The organism is Motilibacter rhizosphaerae, assembly GCF_004216915.1.
Classification (GTDB): Bacteria; Actinomycetota; Actinomycetes; order Motilibacterales; family Motilibacteraceae; genus Motilibacter; species Motilibacter rhizosphaerae.
Genome location: NZ_SGXD01000004.1, coordinates 82,986 through 103,577, shown reverse-complemented (window position 1 = coordinate 103,577; position 20,592 = coordinate 82,986). Strand labels below are relative to the sequence as shown.

19 protein-coding genes are annotated in these 20,592 nt (G+C 76.8%); 10 read left to right on the top strand and 9 right to left on the bottom strand.

Annotated features, from left to right (window positions below):
• The first annotated feature begins 33 nt into the window (after positions 1-33).
• A complete protein-coding gene (glgA, locus tag EV189_RS15560) occupies positions 34-1,221 on the top strand; it encodes a glycogen synthase (protein ID WP_130493909.1) in 1,188 nt (395 codons plus the stop codon).
• Here the strand turns inward: glgA and EV189_RS15555 are convergent.
• Together EV189_RS15555 and EV189_RS15550 are read right to left on the bottom strand one after the other, a co-directional pair.
• Positions 1,200-3,473 (bottom strand): putative bifunctional diguanylate cyclase/phosphodiesterase, encoded by a 2,274-nt coding sequence (locus EV189_RS15555; RefSeq protein ID WP_130493908.1) that lies wholly within the window; start codon positions 3,471-3,473, stop codon positions 1,200-1,202. The genes glgA and EV189_RS15555 overlap by 22 nt on opposite strands.
• Before the next feature lie 25 nt (positions 3,474-3,498).
• Positions 3,499-4,320: a hypothetical protein gene (locus EV189_RS15550; protein WP_196788583.1), complete on the bottom strand. Its 822-nt coding sequence runs from the start codon at positions 4,318-4,320 to the stop codon at positions 3,499-3,501.
• A gap of 87 nt (positions 4,321-4,407) precedes the next feature.
• On the opposite strand from EV189_RS15550, the gene EV189_RS15545 reads away from it, so the two are divergent.
• Together EV189_RS15545 and EV189_RS15540 are read left to right on the top strand one after the other, a co-directional pair.
• A complete protein-coding gene (locus EV189_RS15545; RefSeq protein ID WP_130493907.1) occupies positions 4,408-5,190 on the top strand; it encodes an ABC transporter ATP-binding protein in 783 nt (260 codons plus the stop codon).
• Positions 5,191-5,389: 199 nt separating this feature from the next.
• The gene (locus EV189_RS15540) at positions 5,390-6,619 is read left to right on the top strand and encodes an MFS transporter (RefSeq protein WP_165400331.1); all 1,230 of its coding nucleotides are present in this window, start codon (positions 5,390-5,392) and stop codon (positions 6,617-6,619) included.
• Between the two features lie 131 nt (positions 6,620-6,750).
• Here EV189_RS15540 and EV189_RS15535 read toward each other — a convergent pair whose 3' ends face one another.
• Positions 6,751-7,044, bottom strand: a complete 294-nt coding sequence (locus tag EV189_RS15535) for a DUF1330 domain-containing protein (protein WP_130493905.1) — start codon at positions 7,042-7,044, stop codon at positions 6,751-6,753.
• Positions 7,045-7,126: 82 nt separating this feature from the next.
• Positions 7,127-10,615 carry a LamG domain-containing protein gene (locus EV189_RS15530; RefSeq protein WP_130493904.1) on the bottom strand — a complete coding sequence of 1,163 codons (3,489 nt, stop codon included), beginning with the start codon at positions 10,613-10,615 and terminating at the stop codon, positions 7,127-7,129.
• 72 nt (positions 10,616-10,687) lie between these two features.
• On the opposite strand from EV189_RS15530, the gene EV189_RS15525 reads away from it, so the two are divergent.
• Both EV189_RS15525 and EV189_RS20285 read left to right on the top strand, forming a co-directional pair.
• A complete protein-coding gene (locus EV189_RS15525) occupies positions 10,688-11,485 on the top strand; it encodes a GAF domain-containing protein (protein WP_130493903.1) in 798 nt (265 codons plus the stop codon).
• Positions 11,486-11,543: 58 nt separating this feature from the next.
• Positions 11,544-11,711 carry a hypothetical protein gene (locus EV189_RS20285; RefSeq protein ID WP_165400330.1) on the top strand — a complete coding sequence of 56 codons (168 nt, stop codon included), beginning with the start codon at positions 11,544-11,546 and terminating at the stop codon, positions 11,709-11,711.
• Here the strand turns inward: EV189_RS20285 and EV189_RS15520 are convergent.
• Positions 11,708-13,048, bottom strand: a complete 1,341-nt coding sequence (locus EV189_RS15520; protein ID WP_130493902.1) for a family 4 glycosyl hydrolase — start codon at positions 13,046-13,048, stop codon at positions 11,708-11,710. The two genes, EV189_RS20285 and EV189_RS15520, sit on opposite strands and share 4 nt — an antisense overlap.
• A gap of 45 nt (positions 13,049-13,093) precedes the next feature.
• Here EV189_RS15520 and EV189_RS15515 point away from each other — a divergent pair, with 45 nt between their 5' ends.
• From EV189_RS15515 to EV189_RS15505, 3 genes are read left to right on the top strand one after another with little or no spacing between them, the layout of a single operon-like run.
• Positions 13,094-14,152 (top strand): carbohydrate kinase family protein, encoded by a 1,059-nt coding sequence (locus tag EV189_RS15515; protein WP_231116454.1) that lies wholly within the window; start codon positions 13,094-13,096, stop codon positions 14,150-14,152.
• Positions 14,149-14,901: a sulfite exporter TauE/SafE family protein gene (locus tag EV189_RS15510; RefSeq protein ID WP_130493901.1), complete on the top strand. Its 753-nt coding sequence runs from the start codon at positions 14,149-14,151 to the stop codon at positions 14,899-14,901. Before EV189_RS15515 ends, EV189_RS15510 begins: the two co-directional genes overlap by 4 nt.
• Before the next feature lie 17 nt (positions 14,902-14,918).
• Complete coding sequence (locus EV189_RS15505; protein WP_130493900.1) at positions 14,919-15,140, top strand: hypothetical protein; 222 nt, start codon at positions 14,919-14,921, stop codon at positions 15,138-15,140.
• On the opposite strand, the gene EV189_RS15500 is transcribed toward EV189_RS15505, so the two are convergent.
• Complete coding sequence (locus EV189_RS15500) at positions 15,137-16,231, bottom strand: geranylgeranyl reductase family protein (protein ID WP_130493899.1); 1,095 nt, start codon at positions 16,229-16,231, stop codon at positions 15,137-15,139. The two genes, EV189_RS15505 and EV189_RS15500, sit on opposite strands and share 4 nt — an antisense overlap.
• 43 nt (positions 16,232-16,274) lie before the next feature.
• Positions 16,275-17,735, bottom strand: a complete 1,461-nt coding sequence (locus tag EV189_RS15495; RefSeq protein WP_130493898.1) for a GGDEF domain-containing protein — start codon at positions 17,733-17,735, stop codon at positions 16,275-16,277.
• 162 nt (positions 17,736-17,897) lie between these two features.
• Between EV189_RS15495 and EV189_RS15490 the strand changes: the two genes are divergently transcribed.
• Entirely contained in the window at positions 17,898-18,704 is an 807-nt protein-coding gene (locus EV189_RS15490) for a TrmH family RNA methyltransferase (RefSeq protein WP_130494117.1), read from the top strand.
• A gap of 7 nt (positions 18,705-18,711) precedes the next feature.
• Here the strand turns inward: EV189_RS15490 and EV189_RS15485 are convergent, their stop codons facing one another.
• Complete coding sequence (locus EV189_RS15485; protein WP_130493897.1) at positions 18,712-18,963, bottom strand: DUF6480 family protein; 252 nt, start codon at positions 18,961-18,963, stop codon at positions 18,712-18,714.
• Between the two features lie 61 nt (positions 18,964-19,024).
• On the opposite strand from EV189_RS15485, the gene EV189_RS15480 reads away from it, so the two are divergent.
• Positions 19,025-19,555: a DUF6328 family protein gene (locus tag EV189_RS15480; protein WP_130493896.1), complete on the top strand. Its 531-nt coding sequence runs from the start codon at positions 19,025-19,027 to the stop codon at positions 19,553-19,555.
• On the opposite strand, the gene EV189_RS15475 is transcribed toward EV189_RS15480, so the two are convergent.
• Entirely contained in the window at positions 19,552-20,589 is a 1,038-nt protein-coding gene (locus EV189_RS15475; RefSeq protein ID WP_130493895.1) for an NAD-dependent epimerase/dehydratase family protein, read from the bottom strand. The two genes, EV189_RS15480 and EV189_RS15475, sit on opposite strands and share 4 nt — an antisense overlap.
• Positions 20,590-20,592 lie beyond the last annotated feature (3 nt).

The window sequence follows — 20,592 nt, the reverse complement described above, 5'->3', positions numbered from 1 at the left end:
GTGGCGCGCCGCCCGTTGTGGAAGGGTCCCTCCATGCGCGTCGACCTCCTCACCCGCGAGTACCCGCCGGCCGTCTACGGCGGCGCCGGCGTCCACGTCGAGTACCTCACCCGCGCGCTGCGGGCGACCGGCACCGACGTGCAGGTCCGCTGCTTCGGCGCCCCTCGCGACGAGGCCGGGACCACGGCTTACGACGACAGCAGCGTGCTGCCCGGCGCCAACGCCGCGCTGCGCACGATGGCCGTCGACCTGGCGATGGCGAGCGACTGCGCGGGGACCGACGTGGTGCACAGCCACACGTGGTACGCCAACGCGGCCGGCCACGTCGCCTCGCTGCTCCACGGCGTCCCGCACGTGGTGACGACGCACAGCCTCGAGCCGCACCGGCCGTGGAAGGCCGAGCAGCTGGGTGGCGGCTACGCGCTGTCGAGCTGGGTGGAGAAGACGGCCCTGGAGGCGGCGGCCGCGGTCATCAGCGTGAGCGCGGGCATGCGGCGCGACGTGCTCGACGCGTACCCCTCGCTCGACCCGGACAAGGTCCGGGTCGTCTACAACGGCATCGACACCGGGCTGTACGCGCCGGACCCCGCGACCGACGTCGTCGAGCGGCTGGGCGTCGACCTGTCCCGCCCGTACGTCACCTTCGTCGGGCGCATCACGCGGCAGAAGGGGCTGCCCTACCTGCTGCGCGCCGCCGAGCACCTCGACCCCGACGTCCAGCTGCTGCTCCTCGCGGGCGCGCCCGACACCCCCGAGATCGCCGCGGAGGTCGAGGGCCTCGTGTCCCGTCTGCAGGAGTCGCGCTCGGGGGTCCTCTGGGTGCAGGAGATGCTCCCGAAGGAGCAGGTGATCCAGGTCCTCACGCACGCCACGGTGTTCGTCTGCCCCTCGATCTACGAGCCGATGGGCATCGTCAACCTCGAGGCGATGGCCTGCGAGACCGCGGTCGTCGCCACCGCGACGGGCGGCATCCCCGAGGTCGTGCAGGACGGGACGAGCGGGCTGCTCGTCCCGGTCGAGCAGGTCGCCGGCGGTACGGGGACGCCGGTCGACCCCGAGCAGTTCGCCCACGACCTCGCCGAGCGGCTGGGCGAGGTCCTCGCGGACCCCGGGCGGGCGCGGGCGATGGGCCTGGCGGGCCGGCAGCGCGCGGTCGACGCCTTCTCCTGGTCGGCGGTGGCCGAGCAGACCCTCGAGGTCTACCGCTCCGCCGGGGCGTAGGCCGCGCTGCGCCGCTGCTCGTGCGCCAGCGCCGCCGCCAGCGCGTGGCCGGCGGGTGAGGGGCGGGCGATGCCGTAGCCCTGGGCGAGGGCGCAGCCGGTGCGCAGCAGCGTGCCGAGCAGCACGACGTCCTCGACGCCCTCGGCGACGACCCGCAGGCCGAGCGCGCGGGCCATCTCGCTCGCCGCGCGCACGATCGCCGCGTCCGGCCCGATCGGGTCCTCGAGCATGCCCATGACGAAGGCCCGGTCGAGCTTGACCTCGGTGACCGGCAGCCGGCGGAGGTACGCGAGCGAGGAGTAGCCGGTGCCGAAGTCGTCGACCGAGACGTCGACGCCCAGCAGGCGCAGCTGCTCGATGACCTCGCGGGCCCGGGCCGGGTCCGACATCAGCGTGCTCTCGGTGATCTCGAGGACGACCGCCTCGGCCGGCAGGCCCAGCCCGGCGAGGCGCCCCGAGAGCCCCTCGACCAGGCCCGGGTCGAGCAGGCCGCTGGCCGTGATGTTGACCGAGATCCGCAGGTCGTGGCCGAGCGCGCGCCACTCCGCGCACTGGCGCAGCGCCTCGCCGACCACGAGCTCGGTGAGCGCGGGCATGAGGCCGAGCTCCTCGGCGAGCGGGACGAAGACGTCGGGCGGCACCGGCCCGTACCCGGGTCGGGACCAGCGCGCGAGCGCCTCCATGCCGACGACCCGGTCGCCGGCGATGTCGAGCTGCGGCTGGTAGTGCAGGGTGATCTCGCGCTGCTCCACCGCGCGGCGCAGGTCGCGGCCGAGCGCGAGGCGCAGGCCGCTGTCGTCGGTGGTCACGTCGTACAGGCGGTAGTGGCTGCCGTCGCCGCTGGCCCGCTTGGCCTCGTGCATGGCGACGTCGGCGGTGCGCACGAGCTCGGTGCTCGTCCAGCCGGAAGCCGCGACGCTCATCCCGATGCTCGCCGTCACGTGCATGGCAGCGCCCGCGACCTCGAACGGCGCGGCGAGCGCGGCGACGATGCGCTGCGCGGCGTGCAGGTGCTCGGTCGGGCCGCCGAGGCCGGACGCCGCGGCGGTCGGCAGCGCCAGGGCGAACTCGTCGTCGCCGAGCCTGCTGAGCGCGGCGGCCTGCGGCACGGCCTCGACCAGCCGGGCGGCCACCTGCTGGAGGAGGTCGTCGCCGGCGCCGGGGCCGTACGCGTCGTTGACCTCCTTGAAGCGGTCGAGGTCGACGAGCAGCAGGGCCAGCGGCGTCTCCTCGCCGGCCGCCTCGAGCAGCTCCTGCAGCCGGGCGTCGAGGTGGCGGCGGTTGCCCAGGCCGGTGAGGTCGTCGAGGTGAGCGTCGCGGCGGGTGCGGACCAGCTCCTGCAGGCTGCGCAGGTCGAGGCGCCCGCGCAGGGACGCCGCGACGAGCGCGCCGACCGCCAGCCCCAGCGCCGGGACGCTGACGTGCACGCGCGAGGCCGTGAGCAGCACGCCGAGCGCGCCGAGCGCCGCGACGACGGGGACCGCCCCGACGCGCGTCTCGCGGGGAGCGTCCTCCTGGCGGCAGTCCCGGACGAGCAGCGCGCTGCCGACGCCGACGCACGCGAGCGCCCACAGGGCGCTGACGAGCCACGTCGACGCCTCGGCGGCGCCACCGGCCGTGGCCGTCGCGTACGTCGTGTCGGCGCCGGTCAGCAGCGCGAAGGTGAGGGTGAGCAGCAGCGCGCGACGGTCGCCGGCGCCGCGCAGCGCGAGCAGGCTGGCCGCGACCGAGAGGAGGACCGCGTCGCCGACCGGGTAGCAGGCGTTGAGCAGGGTCGCGGGCTCGAGGTGGCGCAGCGGGGAGCCGACGACGGGCAGCGCGAGCGCGGTGATGACGCTGAACGCCCCGAGCCCGGCGACCACCGCGTCGAGGACCGTCGCCGCGCTGACGCGCCGGCCCTGGCCGCGAAGCAGCCGCCACAGCCCGGCCCCCGCCAGCGGGTAGAAGAGCACGAAGCAGGCGTCCGACGGTGTGACCGGTCCCATCGCGAACCGCCCGGGGAGGGCCCAGAGCGCGTAGCCCACCGACCAGGACAGCAGCGCGCCGGCGAGCGGTCGGCGCCAGGTCCGGCGGGGGGCGCTGCGCAGCGCGCCGGTCGCCGGCAGCGCGAACAGCCCCATCAGCACGGGCAGCACCCGGTGGTCGAGCACCCACGGGACGGCGCCGGGGCCAGCGGCACCGAGGCCGAGCGAGAGGAGGGCGGCCGCGGCGCAGGCGGGCAGGACCGCGCGCACGCTGGCTCTCCCGGTCACGCGTCCCCCCGTCCTGCCGCTGCGGCTACGTCGCCTCCCCTTCGACCGCGCGGGGTGCCGCCTGAGGAGTCGGGGTCGCCGGCGCCGCGGCCGCCACCCGCTCCAGGGGGGAGTTCACCGCGCAGACGACGCCGCGGCGCGCCGCTGCCGCGAGCCCGCGCAGCGCGGACCCGCGCAGGCCGATCTCCCCGGCGCTCAGCGCGCCGCCCGGGTCGGCGAGCGCGAGGTCGGCCACCCCGAGCAGCAGCTGCGCGCGGGTCAGCACGTCCCGGGCGCGGGGCGAGTAGTCCGCCGGCAGCTCCTGGGCGCCGGCCCCTCGGCGCAGCTCGGCCAGCGCCTCCGCCACCTCCGGGCGCCAGCGCGCGACGTCGAGCCGGACGAGCTCGGCCGTCGCCTCCTGCAGGGTCTCCTTGAGCTGCCGGTCGGCCTCGGCGAGCGTCGTGGTGGCGAGGACGGGGGGCTGCGCGGGCAGCGCGCGCCAGGAGACCTCGACGAGGCTCGACCCGCGCAGCGCGACCTCGGGCACCAGCGCGTAGGTCGTGGGGCCGCCGACCGCCAGCACCGCCTCACCGGCGACGAGCGCCGCGGCGTTGGTCGGCGGGGGACCGGCGAGGCCACCGGGGTCGCCCGGCACGGGCAGCGCGAGCGCGAGGCCCGTGGCACCGGCCCGGCGCAGCAGGCCCAGGGCGACGAGCGGCGAGCAGGGCGGGTCGTCCGGGCCGAGACCGGTGACGGAGTGGTGCTCCTCGCGGGGGAGCACGCCGCCCAGCGCGTCGGCCGGGGCCGCGCCACGGAGCAGCGCGCCGCCCCAGGCGGCGAGCACGGCGGAGCGGGGGAGGGCGCGCACGGTCGTCCAGCCTAGGTCGCGGGCGCCGGCCAACGGGTGCACGGGGCCGGGCGGCGGTCCGCTTGTAGGGTCGCGGTGTGAGCGCGCATGGCTGAGGTGATCCGGCTCGACGGCGCGACCGTCGTCCGCGGCGGGACCCCGATCCTCGAGGACGTCACCTGGACCGTCGAGGAGGGCGAGCGGTGGGTCGTGCTCGGTCCCAACGGCGCCGGCAAGACCACGCTGCTCCAGCTCGCCGCGACCGCCCTCCACCCCACCCGCGGCTCCGTCGAGGTCCTCGGCGAGCAGCTGGGCCTCGTCGACGTGTTCGAGCTGCGGCCGCGGATCGGCATCTCCAGCGCGGCGCTCGCCGCCCGGCTGCCCGCCTCGGAGCGCGTCCTCGACGTGGTCGTCACCGCGACGTACGCCGTGCTCGGGCGGTGGCGCGAGTCCTACGACGAGGTCGACCTCGACCGGGCGCGCACCCTGCTCGAGGCCTTCGGCGTGGCGGGGCTGGCGGACCGGACCTTCGGCACGCTCTCGGAGGGCGAGCGCAAGCGGGTGCAGATCGCCCGCGCGCTCATGGCCGACCCCGAGCTCATGCTGCTCGACGAGCCCGCCGCCGGGCTCGACCTCGGCGGCCGCGAGGACCTCGTCCGGCGCCTCGCCGCCCTCGCCGCCGACCCCGCGTCGCCCGCGCTCGTCCTCGTCACCCACCACGTCGAGGAGGTCCCGCCGGGCTTCACCCACGCGCTGCTCCTGCGCGAGGGGCGGGTCGTGGCCGCGGGCCCGGTGGAGGAGGTCCTGGACGAGCAGCACCTCTCCGAGGCCTTCGGCCTGCCGCTCGTCATCGCCCGGCACGGCAAGCGCTTCAGCGCGCGGGCGCAGTAGCAGGGGGGCGCCCTTCGCCCCAGTTGATCGGGGACCCCGATCAACTGGGGGTCAGCGCGAGGGCATCTCCTCGGGACGACCCCCATCTGCTCGGGGTGAGCCCCGTGAGCACCTGCACCCGAGGCCGAGGTCGCTCACCGTCCAGGTGCTTCCCGGCAGAACCGCTGCGGTGCGGCCGAGGGTGCCCCACACTCCTCCGGTGGCGACGGCGGGGGTGACGGGCACGGCGCGTGGCGTCCGCGTCCTGCTCTGCGCCCGAGCGGTCTCCGGCATCGGCGACTGGGCGGGGCGCGTCGCCCTCGCGGTGCTCGTCTACGACAGGAGCCGCAGCCCCTCGCTCACCGCACTCGCCTTCGCCGTGGGCCTCGTCCCGTGGCTCGGCCCCGGTCCGTACCTCGCGACGCTCGCCGACAGGCTCCCCCACCGCACGGTGATGGTCGCGGCCGACCTGCTCCGTGCCGGCGTGTACGTCGTCATGGTCACGGCCGTCCAGGACCCGGTCCTGCTGCTGCCGCTCGCGCTCGTCAGCGCGCTCGTCTCGCCCGTCCACTCGGCAGCCGGTGCGGCAGCCCTGCCCCTGGTCAGCGGAGAGCGCTACGCGCGCGCGCTGAAGGCGCTCTACGCGACCGCGCAGGCGACCGTGCTCAGCGGGTACGTCGCGGGCGGGCTCCTCGTCGGCACGATAGGGGCGCGGGCGGCGCTCGCGGTCGACGCGCTGTCCTTCCTCGGCAGCGCCGGCCTCCTGCTGCTGCTGCCGCTCACCCGGTCCGCTGCATCGGCCCGGTCCTCTGCCGGCCTGTTGCGCGCCGCCGCCACGGGGCTGTGGAGCGCGACCACGACCAGGTGGGTGGCGGTGGTCGCGACGGTGGGCAGCGCCGCCAGCATCGGGTCGGAGTCGCTGCTGGTGATCTACGCGACGCAGCACCACCTCGGCCACGGGCTCGCGTACGGCTGCCTGCTGGCGCTCACCCCCGCCGGCGGAGTGGTCTTCGCCGCGGCACTCCCCGCGCAGACCTCCGCACGACGCCTGGCCGCCACCGTCATCGTGCTCGAGCTCGTCGGCAGCGGGGTGTGCGCGGTCGTCTTCCTCGCGGACCCCGCTCCCTGGGCCGCGGCAGCGGGCCTCGCAGCGCTCGGCGCCAGCGCGGTCAGCACGATCCCCGCCGCACAGGTGATCACGCAGACGGTCGGGAGCGACTGCCGGGGCACGGCCTTCTCCCTGCTGCAGGGCGCGCTGTCCGTCGTCCAGCTCCTCGCCGTGGAGGCGGGGGCGCTGCTCGCGGGGGTGATGCCGGCCGGGCGGGCCATCGCGGTCCTCGCGCTGCCGGGGGCGACGGCTGCCCTGATCGGGGGAATCGCGCTGGCGCGCGTTCCCGAACCCGCTCCGCAGGACGACGACGCGTGCTTTGCTGTCGCCTCGCGGAGCTGACGGCGGCTTCCCTGGAGGGTGAGGGGGGGACGTCATGCGCGGGCACACCTGGACCTGACGGTCACGCTGGACGGGGCCACGGCGGCACTGCTGCCGTGGCCCTCGTCGTCCCAGCGGAGCGGGGTAACCGGTCAGTCGACGCCCTCGACGATGCGGAACTCGCGCTCGGCGCCGTCGCCCAGCGCGGCCAGCGCCTCCTGGTACGCCGCACTCCCGTACGCCGCCACCGCCTCGTCGAAGCTCTCGAACTCCACGAGCACGGTGCGCACGGCGGTCCCGGCCTCGTGCGCCACGATCCGGCCGCCCCGGACGACGGTGCGCCCGCCCGCGGCCCGTACGGCGGGACCCGCGAGCGCGTTGTACGCCGCCAGCCTGTCCGGGTCCGAGACGACGCGGTAGATGCTGACCCAGTAGCCCTTGGGCACGAGCGACCTCCATGCTGACGATCCGGCTGACGATCCGGCGTGGACAGCAGACCAGCAGCTGACGGACCTGGGGGACCCGGGGTCAGTGGTTCGAGTGGTAGTGCAGTGCGGCGTCCTGCGCCGAGAGCGCCGTCGGGTAGACCGCGATCTCGTCGAGCGTGCCGGTGAGCCCGTCGCTCGGCGGGCGGGAGGGGAGGCCAGCGAGGTTCCCGCTGCCCAGCCGCCAGTAGCCGGCGTAGCTCGTCGAGGGCTTGACCGTGGCGTCGGTGCCGTCGAGCTTGCCGTCGACGTAGAGCGACGTGCCGGCGGACGCCGAGACCGAGACGAGCACGTGGTGCCACGCGCCGTCCGCGAGCCCTGTCCGGGTCGACGCGACCCCGCTGCTGGCGCTGGCCTGGAACCGCACGCCCCCGCTCGCGGTGAGGTACAGCGCGCGGTCGGTCGTCGTCGCTGGACCGTTGGGGCTGCTGCCGAACGCCACGATCGTCCCTCCCGCGGTGCCCGTCGAGCGGAACCAGCCGTCGAGGCTGAACGTCGTCGGCGCCGTGACCGCGCCGGCCGTGTGCGCGGTGGAGCCGCTGCCGGGGAAGCCCAGCGCCGTCGTCGACTGGAGCCCCTGCTGGGCGCCCTGCAGGGCGCCGGGGAGTCCAGCTACCGCGCGCACGTCCGGGCGGGGGACGCCCGCGAGCGCCGAGACCTGGCTGGCGCTCAGCGCCTGCTGCCAGAGGCGGACGTCGTCGACGCCGCCGTTCCACGGGTCGGTCGCCGCGCCGCCGTACCTCGCCCGCCCGATGCGCAGGCTCGGCGCCGCCCAGCTCGAGACCCCGCTGACGCTGGAGACCTGCCCGCCGTTGACGTACAGCGTCGCGGTCCCGGCGGAGGAGTCGAAGACGCCCGTCAGCAGCGTCCACACCCCGGCGGCAGGGACGCCGCCGTGGGCCATGTAGCGAGCAGGGCTCGACGCGTTGGAGCCGGTGACGGTGAAGTTCCAGTCCCCGTTGACCGCGTCGTACTGGAGGAAGAACGCCGCGACGGTCGTGCTCACCTCGGAGACGGCCGTGCGGTACGTGCCGTCGACGGCGTTGAGGCGCACCCACGCGCTGGCCGTGTAGCTCTGGCTCGTGTCGATCCCCGGCGAGGCGCTGCCGGCGTAGGAGGTGACGTCGTTGCTGAACTCCAGGTGCGCGCCGTACGGCGTGGTCGCCGAGCCGGTCGCCCACGTCGCGGACCCCGTGACCGTGCCGGCGTTGCTGGTCGCGGCCGTGGACGTGTCGGTCAGCGCGGTCCCCGAGCCCTCGTCCAGGCGGTACTCCGTGGCCATCGTCTGCCCCCGCCCCTCGGCGAGGGCGGTGATCTCGGCGCTCGAGAGCGCCCGCTGCCACAGGCGCACGTCGTCGATCCCGCCCGACCACCCGTCGACGGAGGCGCCGGCGTAGAGGCTGCCGCCGACCCGGAGGTTCGCGCCGTTGAAGCGCGCGCTCACGGTCGCGGGGGACTGCGCGACGCCGTTGATCCAGAGCGTCGCGGTGCCGGCCGTCGCGTCGTAGACGCCGGTGAGGTAGGTCCACTGGCCCACCACGGGGGCGCCCCCGAAGGACGCGTACGCGCTGGGCGCCGCGGTGTCCTGGCTGAGCATCGTGAAGCTCCAGTTGCCGGAGCTCGTCGCCTGCAGGTTGAAGGCCGGGGCGGTCGACCCGTACTCCGCGACCGCCGTCCGGTACGCGCCGGTGGCCGTCGGGCGCACCCACGCCCCGACCGTGAAGGTCTGGTCGGTCCGCACCGCTTGCTTCGCGCCCGAGACGTACGCCGACGTCGAGCCGGGGAACTCCAGGTGCGCGCCCATCGAGGTCGTGGCCGAGCCCGACGACCAGGTGACCGCCCCGGTGACGGTCCCCAGGTTCCCGTGCGCGGAGGCGTCCGCGACCGTGGTGCCGCTGCCGCCGTCGAGGGGGTACTCGGTCGCGGGCGGCTGGCCGACGGCGGTGGTCACCGCGGTGACGTCGCTGGCGGTGAAGGCGCGCTGCCAGACGCGGACGTCGTCGACGGAGCCGGTCCACTGGTCCGAGGTCGAGGCGTCGCTGATGGCCTGGCCCAGGCGCAGTGGTCCCGTCGACGCCTGGGTCTGCGTGTGGGCGATGGAGCCGTCCTGGGTGCCGTTGACGTAGAGCAGGAGCTGGGTGCCGGTGTAGACCCCGGTGAGGTAGACCCAGGTGTTGGTCGCGGCGCTGGCGCTGCTGATGGCGTTGTCGCTGGTCCCGCTGGCGTTGTACGCCGCGAGGTTGCTCATCGCGAACCGCCACTTGCCGCTGCTGTCCGCCTGCAGCCAGGCCCCGTCCCACGCCGGCCCGTCAGGCACGCTGACCGCGGTCTGGAAGTGCGTGCTCGTCCCCTTGAGGAACACCCAGGCCGCGACGGTGAACGGCTTGGTGATGTCGAGGTCGCTGCGCGTGGCGTCCGCGTGCCCGCCGCCCATCGCGACGGCGTACGTGCCTCCCACCCGCCCGCTCAGCCAGGTCGCCCCGCCGGTGAGCGTGCCGGTCACGCCGCTCCCCGAGCCGTCCGCCGTCGTGGTGCCGGTGCCCTCGGCCATCGACCAGCTCAGCGCCAGGCCGGTCGAGCTGACCGACCCGCCGCCGGCGAGCGTCGACACCTCGCTGCCCGACAGGGCGCGCTGCCAGACCGTGGCGTCGTCGATGCGGCCGCGCCACTGGTCGACCGCCTGGGAGCCGTACCAGTTCTGCCCGGCGTAGACCGCGGTCTGCGCGTCCCACGTCGTGGTGTGGGCGACCGTGCTCTCGAGGGTCCCGTTGACGTAGAGCGAGATCGTCCCGGCGGTGGCGTCGAAGACACCGGTGAGCAGCGTCCACGTCCTCGTCTGCGGCGTCGAGGTGCCGATCGCCGAGTCCGCGACGGGAGCGTTGGCGTCGCTGCGCGTCGCGACGAAGGACCACTTGCCGACCTGGGAGTTGTACTGCAGGAAGAACGCGCTGCCCGCGGCCCCCCGGGCCGCCAGGGCCGTGCGCCAGGACGACTCCGCGTCCGTCAGCCACACCCACGTCGACGCCGTGAAGCTCGCGTTGGTGTGGAAGGGGACGCTCGACGAGGTGACGGCCCCGTCGGCGGTGGTGGCCAGGGCCGAGCCGGCGTGCCCGGTGCTGTCGATGCGGGCCCCGCCGCCGAGCACGAGGGAGTTCGCGGCCCCCGAGTCGTCGTACGCCGTGCTGGCCGTGCTCTGCCCGGCGTTCAGGCTGTCGAACGACCAGATGCCGAGGGCGCCGTTGGTGGGCGGCTCGACGACGCCGTTCGCCGCGGCCGTCCCGCTGTCGGTCATCGCCGACTGGGCGCTCGAGGACCGGCTCTCGTCCAGCCGGTAGGACGAGGACGCGGAGTTCGCCGCGACCGCTTCGCGGTAGGTGTTGAAGTGGCTCGCGGCCGTCAGGGTGGACGACGAGGTGCCGGTGGCCGTGAAGGCCGCGAGGGCGGCCGCGGGTGCGCCGAGCAGCACCGCCACGGCCACCACGGGGACCAGCCACCGCCTCGAACGCCCCCGCACACCCCGGATGTCGGCCACCGGGCCGCCCTCCTTGAGCGGACGGGCGCGTGCGGTCCGGGGCTGTCGGTGCCGGCCGCTACTGTCCGGGACGTGGACGAGGTGGCGGCGGCGGCGAGCCCGGAGCGGGAGCGGGCGCTCACCGTCGCGCTCATCGCCGTCACCGCGGCGGCCGCGGGCGGCGGCGTCCTCTGCGGCGCGTTCGCCGGGCGGGCGTCCGGCGCCGAGCGGGCCTGGCTGCTCGCCGCCGGCGTGCTCTGCGCGGTGACCGGGGTCCTCGCGACCGCGCTGCAGAAGCGCAGGGACGCGGCGCGCGTCGAGACCGCCCAGCGGGTCGCCGAGGACGCGCAGGTCGCGTTCGCGCTCACGCTCAACGGCGCGCTGGCCCCGCTCACGGCGTACCTCGGCGAGCTCGCGGTCGCGCCCACGGCCGAGGACCGCAGCCTCGTCACCGGCCGGCTCGCGCAGGCGGCGGTGGACGCCGCGGTCCGCGTGACGACCGCCGCGGCGCGCAGCGCGTTCTACCGGCTCGACGACCAGCTCGAGGTGCTGCAGCGCGAGACCTGGGCGGGGCGGCCCGCGCCGCCGCGCGCGTCGTTCCAGAGCGGCACGGCCGACGGCGACTACGTCCTCGACCTCGTCCACACCGGCGACATCGTGCTGGTCGACGACGTGGACGCGAACCCGCTGGTGACCCCGAGCCCGCGCAGCGGCTACCGCACGGTCATCGCCGCCTCGGTGCAGGCCGGGGCGACGCCGCTCGGGCTGCTCACCGTCGACGCGCCCGCGGTGGGGGACCTCACGGCGACCGACGTCGAGGTGGTGCGCGTGCTCGCGGGCCTGCTGGCGGCCGGCCTGGCTGAGGCCCTCGTGCGAGGGGAAGGGATGTAGCGTGGGACCAGGACGGGCGGGCCGCAGCAGCGGCCGCCCCCGGCGGCAGGAGGCGCGCATGGTGCGGCGCGAGGCGGTCACCGACGTGCAGGGCCAGCGCTGGGTCAGCGGCGAGATCGACGCCGACACGTACTTCCGCGAGGCGCGCGAGCGCGCCCGCGCCACCGCGCGGCAGACCGTCGCGCAGCGCCTCGCCCAGCCGGTGCGGGTGCGTCCCGCCCGCTAGACCGGCCCGTCCCCGCCCAGCCCGTACCCGCGCAGCAGGTCCCGCGCCCGGTCGACGTCGGCGATGAGCGGCGCGTACGTGAACGCCCGCAGCAGCTCCGCGTCCTGGGCGCTGCCCGGAGGCGTCGTGGCGGCGGCGAGGACGGCGCGCTCGCTCGCCTTGAGCGCCGCGAGCAGCCCCGTCTGGTGCAGCGTGAGCGGCGCGGCGGGCAGCGGGCGCGCGCCGTGCTCGTCCACCTCGCAGACCACCTCGACGACCCCGTCGGCGGGCAGCGCCGGCAGCGTCGTCCCGTTGCGCACGTCGAGCACCAGCCGCCGCGCCCCGGCGCCGGACAGCGCACCGAGCAGGTCCAGCGCGACGCCCTCGTAGCCCTCGTCGGCCACGTCCGCCGCGTCGCGGGCGGCCCCGGAGCGGCCCTCGGCGAAGTACGTCTCCTCCCGCGCCCCCAGTGCCCGCAGCCACGCCCCCAGCGCCTGCTCGGGAGCGGCGCCGGCGGCCGCGGCGTAGAACTCCTCCTGCTGGGCGCGGACCACCTCGCCGCGGGTGCGCTCCTGCGCGTCGACGGAGCCCAGGGCGGCCGCCCGGCGGTAGTGGTACCAGAGGTACTCGTTCGGCAGGGCGCCGAGCGCGCGCAGCAGCTCCCCGCCGAACAGCCGACCCTCCTCGAAGGTCGCGAGCGCGGCGTCGTCGGCGAGCAGCCGCGGCAGGTGGTCGACGCCGTCGGCGACGAGCGCCCGCAACCAGCCCGCGTGGTTGAGCCCGACGTAGTCCGGCTGCACCGCGGAGGGGTCCAGGCCGAGCGCCCTGGCGGCGCGCCGCGCGAGCGCGACGGGGGAGTCGCAGATCCCGATGACCCGCTCGCCGAGGACCTGCTGCATCGCCTCGGTGACGATGCCCGCGGGGTTGGTGAAGTCGACGACCCAGGCGCGCGGAGCGTGCTCGGCCACGGCGTGCGCCAGCTCGAGCGCGGCCGGGACGCTGCGCAGGGCGTACGACAGCCCGCCGGCACCGACGGTCTCCTGCCCCAGCAGCCCGAGCCCGAGCGCGGTCCGCTCGTCGCGCACCCGCCCGGCGGCGCCTCCCGCGCGCACGGCGGCGAAGACCGCGTCCGCCCCCTGCAGGGCCGCGGCCAGCGAGGGCGCGGCGACGACGCGCGGCGCGTCGGCGCGTCCGGCGCCCATCCCGGCGAGCACCCGCGCGACGACGTCGAGCCGGGCGGGGTCGGTGTCGGTGAGCCGCAGTTCGGAGACGCGCGGAGCCCCCGCGCGGCCCGCGAGGAGCGCACGGTAGACAAGGGGGACCCGGAAGCCCCCGCCACCGACCACGGCGAGCCGCACGAGGGGAACGCTAGCCGCAGCGCCGAGCAGGGGAGCAGGTGGGACGTGGAGTCCGGGGACGCCGTGGAGCACGACCTCTGGCTGCACGGGACGGTGTACCTCGACATCGTCCTCACCGGGCTGCCCGCGATGCCGGCCCCGGGCGCCGAGGTCTGGGCGCAGGGGATGGGCTCCTGCCCGGGCGGCGTCGCCAACCTCGCCGTGGCGGCGGCGCGGCTCGGGCTGCGCACGACGCTCGCCTCGACCTTCGGCGACGACGTCTACGGCGACTTCTGCTGGTCGACGCTGACCGACCAGGAGGGCGTCGACCTGCGGGGGAGCCGCCGGGTCCCCGGCTGGCACTCGCCGGTCACCGTCTCGCTCGCCGTCTCCCGCGACCGCAGCATGGTGACCCACGAGCACCGCAGCCCGGTCGCCGCCCGCGAGCTGCTCGAGCACACCCCGCCGGCGCGGGCGGGCTTCGTCCACCTGGCCTCCGACGAGGACGACCTGCTCGCGGCGGCCCGCGCCCGCGGCGGCCTGCTCTTCGCCGACCTCGGGTGGGACCCGGCCCAGGAGTGGCCGACGAGCACCCTCGACCGCCTCGCGGGCTGCCACGCCTTCCTGCCCAACAGCGTGGAGGCGATGGCGTACACCCGCACCGAGGACCCCCGGGCCGCGCTCGCCCGGCTCGCCGACCGCGTCCCGCTCGCCGTCGTCACCTGCGGCGGGCAGGGCTCGATCGCGGTCGACGCGACGACCGGCGAGGAGGAGTGGGCGCCGTCGCTGCCCGTCGACGCGTACGACCCGACGGGCGCGGGTGACGTCTTCGGCGCCGCCCTCGTGCTCGGGACGCTCGAGGGGTGGCCGCTGGCGCAGCGGCTCGCCTTCGCCAACCTCTGCGCGGCCCTCTCGGTGCAGGAGGTGGGCGGCTCGCTCGCCGCACCCGGCTGGGGGGACCTCGCCGACTGGTGGGCACGGGTCTCGCAGGAGGCGGACGCGGGCTCGACCGTCGCCCGGGAGTGGCGGGCGCGCTACGCGTTCCTGCCCGACGTGCTGCCGCCGCCGCCGCTGCGCAGCGGGCGCCGCGCCAGCGCCACCCTCGCCCGGGCCTCCGACGCGTGAGCCCGCTGCAGGCCCTCGCCGTGGCGGCCGCCGGGGTCGCCGCCGGCGGCATCAACACCCTCGTCGGGTCGGGCACGCTCGTGACCTTCCCGGTGCTGCTCGCGGTCGGCCTCCCGCCCGTGACGGCCAACGTCTCGAACACCCTCGGGCTGGTGCCGGGGTCGGTGAGCGGCGCCGTGGGCTACCGCCGGGAGCTCTCCGGCCAGCGCTCGCGGCTGCTCCTGCTCGGGTCGCTGTCCGCGCTCGGCGGCCTGGTCGGCGCGGTGCTGCTCCTCGTGCTGCCGCCGGCGGCGTTCAAGGCGGTCGTGCCGGTCCTCGTCGCGCTCGCGTGCGTGCTGGTCGTGCTCCAGCCGCGCATCGCCGCGCGCGCGGCCGCCCGTCAGCGCGACGAGCCGCGGACCGGCGGCCCGCTGCTGTGGGTCGGGGTGCTCGGCTCGGGGGTCTACGGCGGCTACTTCGGCGCCGCCCAGGGGGTGCTGCTCATCGGGATGATGGGCGCCCTGCTCGACGAGTCGCTGCAGCGCATCAACGCGGCGAAGAACGTCCTCGCCGCGCTCGTCAACGGCACCGCGGCGGTGGTCTTCGCCTGTGTCGCGCACGTCGACTGGGTCGCCGCGCTCCTGCTCGCGGTCGGCTCGACACTGGGCGGCGTCGTCGCCGGGAGGTACGGCCGGCAGCTGCCCGCGCCCTGGCTGCGCGGGCTCGTCGTCGTCATCGGGCTCTGCGCGCTGGTCTCGCTGCTGCGCTGACGGGGTACGCGACGGGCATGTCGACGATCGAGCCGTTCGTGCCCCACCCCGACCGCGACGAGGAGGTCGCCGCCGCCGACCCCGGCGCCGGTGCGCCCGAGACCGCCCCCGGCTTCGGCGTGGAGGGCGAGCAGCGCGACACGCCGTTCCGCACGCCCGACCCCGAGATCGGCGTGGACGAGTCGTACGACGCGGTGCAGCACGCCCGCGAGTCGCTCGGCGAGGACGCGGACGGCTAGGGCAGCAGCAGCCCGCCGACGAGCCGCGGGGTGAGCCGCCCGCGGCCGAGCGCCAGCTCCACGAGGTCGGCGAAGGCCCGCTCGTCGCGTGCGGCGGCGCGCACCCCCGCCCGCAGCACGCCGGGCCGGGCGGCCAGCGAGGCGGCGAGCGCCGTGGCCCGCAGGTGCGGCCCGAGCCGCGCGCGCAGCCGGGCGGCGTACGCGGTGCCGGGGTCCGCGACCCCGCTGACCGCGACCTCGCCGGCGAGCCGCCCGCTCTCCACCGCGTAGTAGATCCCCTCGCCGCTCAGCGGGTTGACGAGCCCCGCCGCGTCGCCGGCCAGCAGGACCGGGCCGGGACCGAGCCGGGCGCGGCCCGACGAGAGCGGGAGCAGGTGGCCGGTGAGCTCGCCCGGCACGGCGTCGGGGAGCAGCTCGGCGAGCCGGTCCGCGAGCTGCGCCCGCCGCAGGCCGCCGGGCGGGAGGGCCTCGCCGTACCCCGTGTTGGCGCTGCCGTCGCCGACGGGGAACTCCCACGCGTACGCGGGGACGGCGCGGCGGGGGACCAGCCGGAGCCGCTGGGCGGCGCCGGTCGCCGGCACGTAGCCCCGGACGGCGAGCGCCAGCCGGCTCGACGGCGCCACGCCGCAGGCGCGGGCCACGGCGGACGACGCGCCGTCCGCGCCGACGACGACCGGTGCGCGCCAGCGGTCGTCGACGACGACGCCCTCGCCGGTCGTGCGGACGGAGCGCACCCGGTGCCGCACGAGCCGGGCACCCGCGGACTGCGCGGCCTCGACGAGCCGGGCGTCGAGGACGCGCCGGGGCACGACGTACGACCGGGCGGGGAGCCGGCCCCGGGCCTCCGCGCCTCCGACCACGTCGACGCGGAGGTCCCGGACCTCCGGGTAGCCCTCGGTCGGGTCGACGCCGAGCCCGGCGAGCACGTCGACCGCGTGCGGGGCCAGGCCGTCGCCGCAGACCTTGTCCCGGGGGAAGTCCGCGCGGTCGAGCAGGAGCACGGCCGCGCCGGGACGCGCGCGCAGCGCCGCGAGGGCGGCGGCGGCTCCCGCCGGCCCGGCGCCCGCGACGACGAGGTCCCACTGCTCCACCCGGCCATCCAACCGCTGCGCCCGGGCCGGCGCAGCGCGGCAGCTACGGGAGCGCGTGCGCGACGGGCCAGCGCACGGCCCGCCCCTTGCCCGCGCGCTTGGCGGCGTACATCGCGGTGTCCGCGCGGTGCAGCAGCTCCGACGGCGTGACGGGGGCGTCGTCCGGACCGACGACGGCGACGCCGACGCTGGCCCCGAGGCGGACCTCCGCGCCCGCGACCGACGCCGGCTGCGCGAACGCCGCCACGATGCGCTCGGCGACGAGGTCGGCGGACGCCGCGTCCTGCAGGAGGATGGCGAACTCGTCGCCGCCCACCCGCGCGACCGTGTCGCTCGCCCGCGTCACCGCGCGGAGCCGCTCGGCCGAGGCGCAGATGGCCTGGTCGCCGGCGTCGTGGCCGAGCTCGTCGTTGACGACCTTGAAGCCGTCCAGGTCGCAGTAGACGAGGGCGACCGGCACGCCCTCGGCGCGGTGGGTGTCGCAGGCGGCGTGGAGCAGGTCGCCGAGCAGGGCGCGGTTCGCCAGCCCGGTCAGCCCGTCGTGGAAGGCGCGGTGGCGCAGCTCGTGCTCCGCGGTGACCAGCCGGGCGAGCAGCCGGCGGTTGTCGAGCACGACGAGCAGCTGGCGGACGAGCAGCACCCCCATGACGAGCAGCGTCGCGCTGTCGACGACGCGGTCGACGCGGTCGCGGACGTCGCCGGTGGCGCAGACGACGACGGCGAGCACCGCCGGCACGTACGCGAACAGCGCCCGCGAGCCCGGCACGACCCGGGGCGCTCCGGCCACGGGCACCTCGGGCCCGATGGTGCCGCGGGCAGCAGCCAGTGCCAGGAGGAGGAAGCCGCCCACCCACCCGGCGTCGACGACGGAGCCCGTGGCGTAGCGGTCCAGCGCGACGAGGTAGGAGAACGCGGAGTCGGCGAAGGCCAGCGCGGCCAGCCCGGCGCTGACGAGCGCCAGCGCCGAGCGCGCGCGCTCGCGCGTGCGCATGACGACGACCAGGGTCACCGAGAGCAGCGCGACGTCCCAGACGGGGTACGCGAGGGAGACCGCGAGCGGGAACGGCCGGCCGCCCCCGGCGACGATCGCGCCGAGCGTCGTCGCCCAGCTGAGCACGAACAGCGACCCGGCGACCATGAGCCCGTCGAGCAGGCTGCGCCAGCGGGCCGGGCCGCGCAGGGACGCGGTCGGCCAGGACAGCAGGCCCGCCGCTGCCGCGGGCGGGAAGAGCAGGAACCCGGCGTCCGCCCAGCTCGGGAACGGCAGCCCGGGCCGCGCGACCTCCGCCCACGTCCAGTACGCCTCGCCCGCCGCCCACAGCCCGGTGCCCAGCGCGAGCAGCAGCCAGGCGCGCCTGGCCCGCGGCTCGCCGTGCAGGCCGCGCCGCGCGCTGGACACCGTCGCCGTCAGCGCGGCCAGCAGCTGGGCGAGGTCGTCGACCAGCCGGGCCGCGGGGCCGCCGGAGCGCGCGTACAGCACGGGCGCGAGCGCGAGCACCAGCACGACGGCGAGGGAGAGCGGCCCCGCTCCCCCCGACCGACGGGGCGGGAGGGGGCGACTGCTCGCCGCACGACCGCGCACGACATCACCTCGGCTGGACCAGCGCCCGGCTGAAGCCGGGTGCCCGTGCTCCCAGTGTGCTGCGGGACACTCCTCCGCGTGCCGATCGACGTGATCCGGGTCGACGACCCCGCCGACCCCCGCCTCGCCGACTTCGTGGGCCTCACCGACGTGGCGCTGCGCCGCCGTCGAGAGCCGGAGGAGGGGATGTTCCTCGCGGAGGGGGAGAAGGTCGTCCTCCGCGCGGTCGCCGCGGGGTTCCGGCCGCGGGCCGCGTTCCTCGAGGAGCGCTGGCTGCCCGGGCTCGCCGACGCGCTCGCGGCGGCGGGCGCCCCGGCGTACGTCGCGGCGCCGGAGGTGCTCGAGCAGGTCACCGGCTACGTCGTGCACCGCGGCGCGCTGGTCGCGATGGAGCGCCGCCCGCTGCCGGAGCCGGCCGAGCTGCTGGCGTCCTCCCGGCGGCTGGCGGTGCTCGAGGACGTGGTGGACCACACGAACCTCGGGGCCGTCTTCAGGAGCGCCGCGGCGCTCGGCGTCGACGGCGTGCTGCTGACGCCGCGCTGCGCCGACCCGCTGTACCGCCGCTCGGTGAAGGTGTCGATGGGCGCGGTGTTCTCCGTGCCGTACGCGCGGGCCGCGTCCTGGCCGGAGTGCTTCGACGAGGTCACGGGGGCGGGCTTCCGGCTGCTGGCCCTGACCCCCGCGCCGGACGCCGTGGCCCTCCCCGACCTGGTCCCCGCCGAGCGCGACGCGCTGCTGCTCGGCACCGAGGGCGACGGGCTCTCCGCCCGGGCGCTGGCCGCCGCCGACCTCCGCGTGCAGATCCCCATGGAGGGCGGGATCGACTCGCTCAACGTCGCCGCCGCCGCAGCGGTGGCGTTCTACGCGCTGAGGTACGCCGTCCGGCAGTGAGCGGCGACTACCCGTTGACGGCGTGGAGGATGGCGTAGACGAGGAAGAGCACGCCCACCAGCACCGCGCCGCTGAGCACGGTGACGACCCCGAAGCGGTTCCAGAACGTCTCGTGGCCGAGCTCGGGCTGCTTGTAGTCCGCGCCACCGGCCCAGCTCTCGCTGCCCTCCGCTGGAGGGGTCTCGCCCGGGGGCACGCCGCCGCCGGGCTCGAGGCCGGTCACGCGCTCCTGGGGTGGCTCGTCGGGGGGCACGGTCATGCTCCGAGGCTCCCCGAGCAGCGCACCGGCAAACGGCGTGCGCTGGCTACAGTGGCCCGCCATGGGCGGGGACGAGGACCGGCGACAGGCCGAGTGGGACGCCGAGGCGCGGCACGAGACGCGCGCCGAGCAGCTCGACCGCAACCTCGTCGAGCTCGTGCAGGAGCTCCGGGTCGCGCAGATGGGCGTGCAGTTCCTCTTCGCCGCGCTGCTCGCGATCCCGTTCCAGGCGCGGTTCGGGGAGCTGACGGCGTTCCAGCGGCACGCGTACGCCTCGACGCTCGTGCTCACCACGCTCGCCGCGGTCCTGCTCATCGCGCCGGCGAGCTTCCACCGGGTCGTCTTCCGTCGCCGCGCCAAGGAGCAGCTCGTCGACGCGGCCCAGCGGCTCATGGTCGCCGGGCTCGGGGCGATGGCGCTCGCGGTGCTGAGCGCGCTCGTGCTCGTCCTCGACGTCGTCGTCGGGGCCGGCGCGTTCATGTGGTGCGTGCTCGGCGGCGCGGTGCTCGCGCTGCTCGTGCTGTGGTACGCGTGGCCGCTCGCCGTCCGCCGCCGCAGCGAGATCGTCCTGCTGCACGAGGACCCGGACTAGCTGGTCCCCTGGTCCGCGCGGGGCTCGAGGACGGGGGAGCGGCCGCCGCGCCCCGCCGACATGGCCGCGGTCAGCGCGAGCAGGGCCTCCCGCGCGGTGTGCCGCGGTGCCCAGCCGAGCTCGCTCCTCGCGCGACCGGTGTCGAGCAGCGGCACGGCCCGCGCGAGGTCGAGCCAGCCCGTGTCGGTCGGCTGCACCCGGGCGTACCAGGAGGCGCTGAGGACCCCGCGCAGCACGGTGTACGGCACCGGCACCCACCGCGCGCGCAGCGCCTCGGCGATGACCGGCGGCGAGAGCGGGTCCTCGGCGGCGAGGTTGAAGGCGCCGCCCGCGCGCTGGTCGAGGATGCGCACCAGCGCGTCGGCGACGTCGTCGGCGTGCACCGCGTCGGCGACCATCTCCCGGGGGAGCGGCACGACGGGCAGGCCCGCGCGCGCCAGCCGGATCCCCGCGGCGAGCGGGCCGAGGAAGTACCGCCCGATCTCGGAGCCGGCGACCGGCTGCAGCACGAGGCCCGGCCGGATGCGCGCGACCACGGGCCCCTCGACGCCGTCGAGGAGCCGCTCCGCCACCGCCTTGTGCCGGCTGTAGAGCGAGGCGGGGACGCCTGTCGCCGGCCACGACTCGTCGACGCGCGGCTTCGGCGTGCGGCCGCGGGGCACCGGCGCGTACGTGCCGAGCGAGGAGGCGTGCACGAGGTGCGGCACCCCGGCGGCGAGGACGGCCTCGACGACGTGCCGCGTGCCGTCGAGGTTGACGGCCGCCATCACCGCGGGCTGGTGGCTCGGCTGGATGGCCCACGCCAGGTGCACCACCGCGTCGGCGCCCTCCAGCGCGTAGCGCAGCCCGGAGACGGCGTCGGGCGAGGCGAGGTCGAGCGAGACCCAGCGCACCCGGTCGTACGGCGGCCCCGCCTCGGGGTGGGGCGGGCGGCGGGCGATGCCGGTCACCCGCCACTCGGGCCGCTCCCGCGCCAGCGCGCGCAGCAGCGCGGTCCCGACGTTGCCGCTGGCCCCGGTGACGACGACCCGCACGCG

Excerpts from the sequence above, each read along its gene's own strand:
- EV189_RS15480 (WP_130493896.1), top strand. The coding sequence starts at position 19,025 with ATGGGCGGGGACGAGGACCGGCGACAGGCCGAGTGGGACGCCGAGGCG.
- EV189_RS15545 (WP_130493907.1), top strand. The coding sequence starts at position 4,408 with ATGGCTGAGGTGATCCGGCTCGACGGCGCGACCGTCGTCCGCGGCGGG.
- EV189_RS15505 (WP_130493900.1), top strand. The coding sequence starts at position 14,919 with ATGTCGACGATCGAGCCGTTCGTGCCCCACCCCGACCGCGACGAGGAG.
- glgA (WP_130493909.1), top strand. The coding sequence starts at position 34 with ATGCGCGTCGACCTCCTCACCCGCGAGTACCCGCCGGCCGTCTACGGC.
- EV189_RS20285 (WP_165400330.1), top strand. The coding sequence starts at position 11,544 with ATGGTGCGGCGCGAGGCGGTCACCGACGTGCAGGGCCAGCGCTGGGTC.
- EV189_RS15485 (WP_130493897.1), bottom strand. The coding sequence starts at position 18,963 with ATGACCGTGCCCCCCGACGAGCCACCCCAGGAGCGCGTGACCGGCCTC.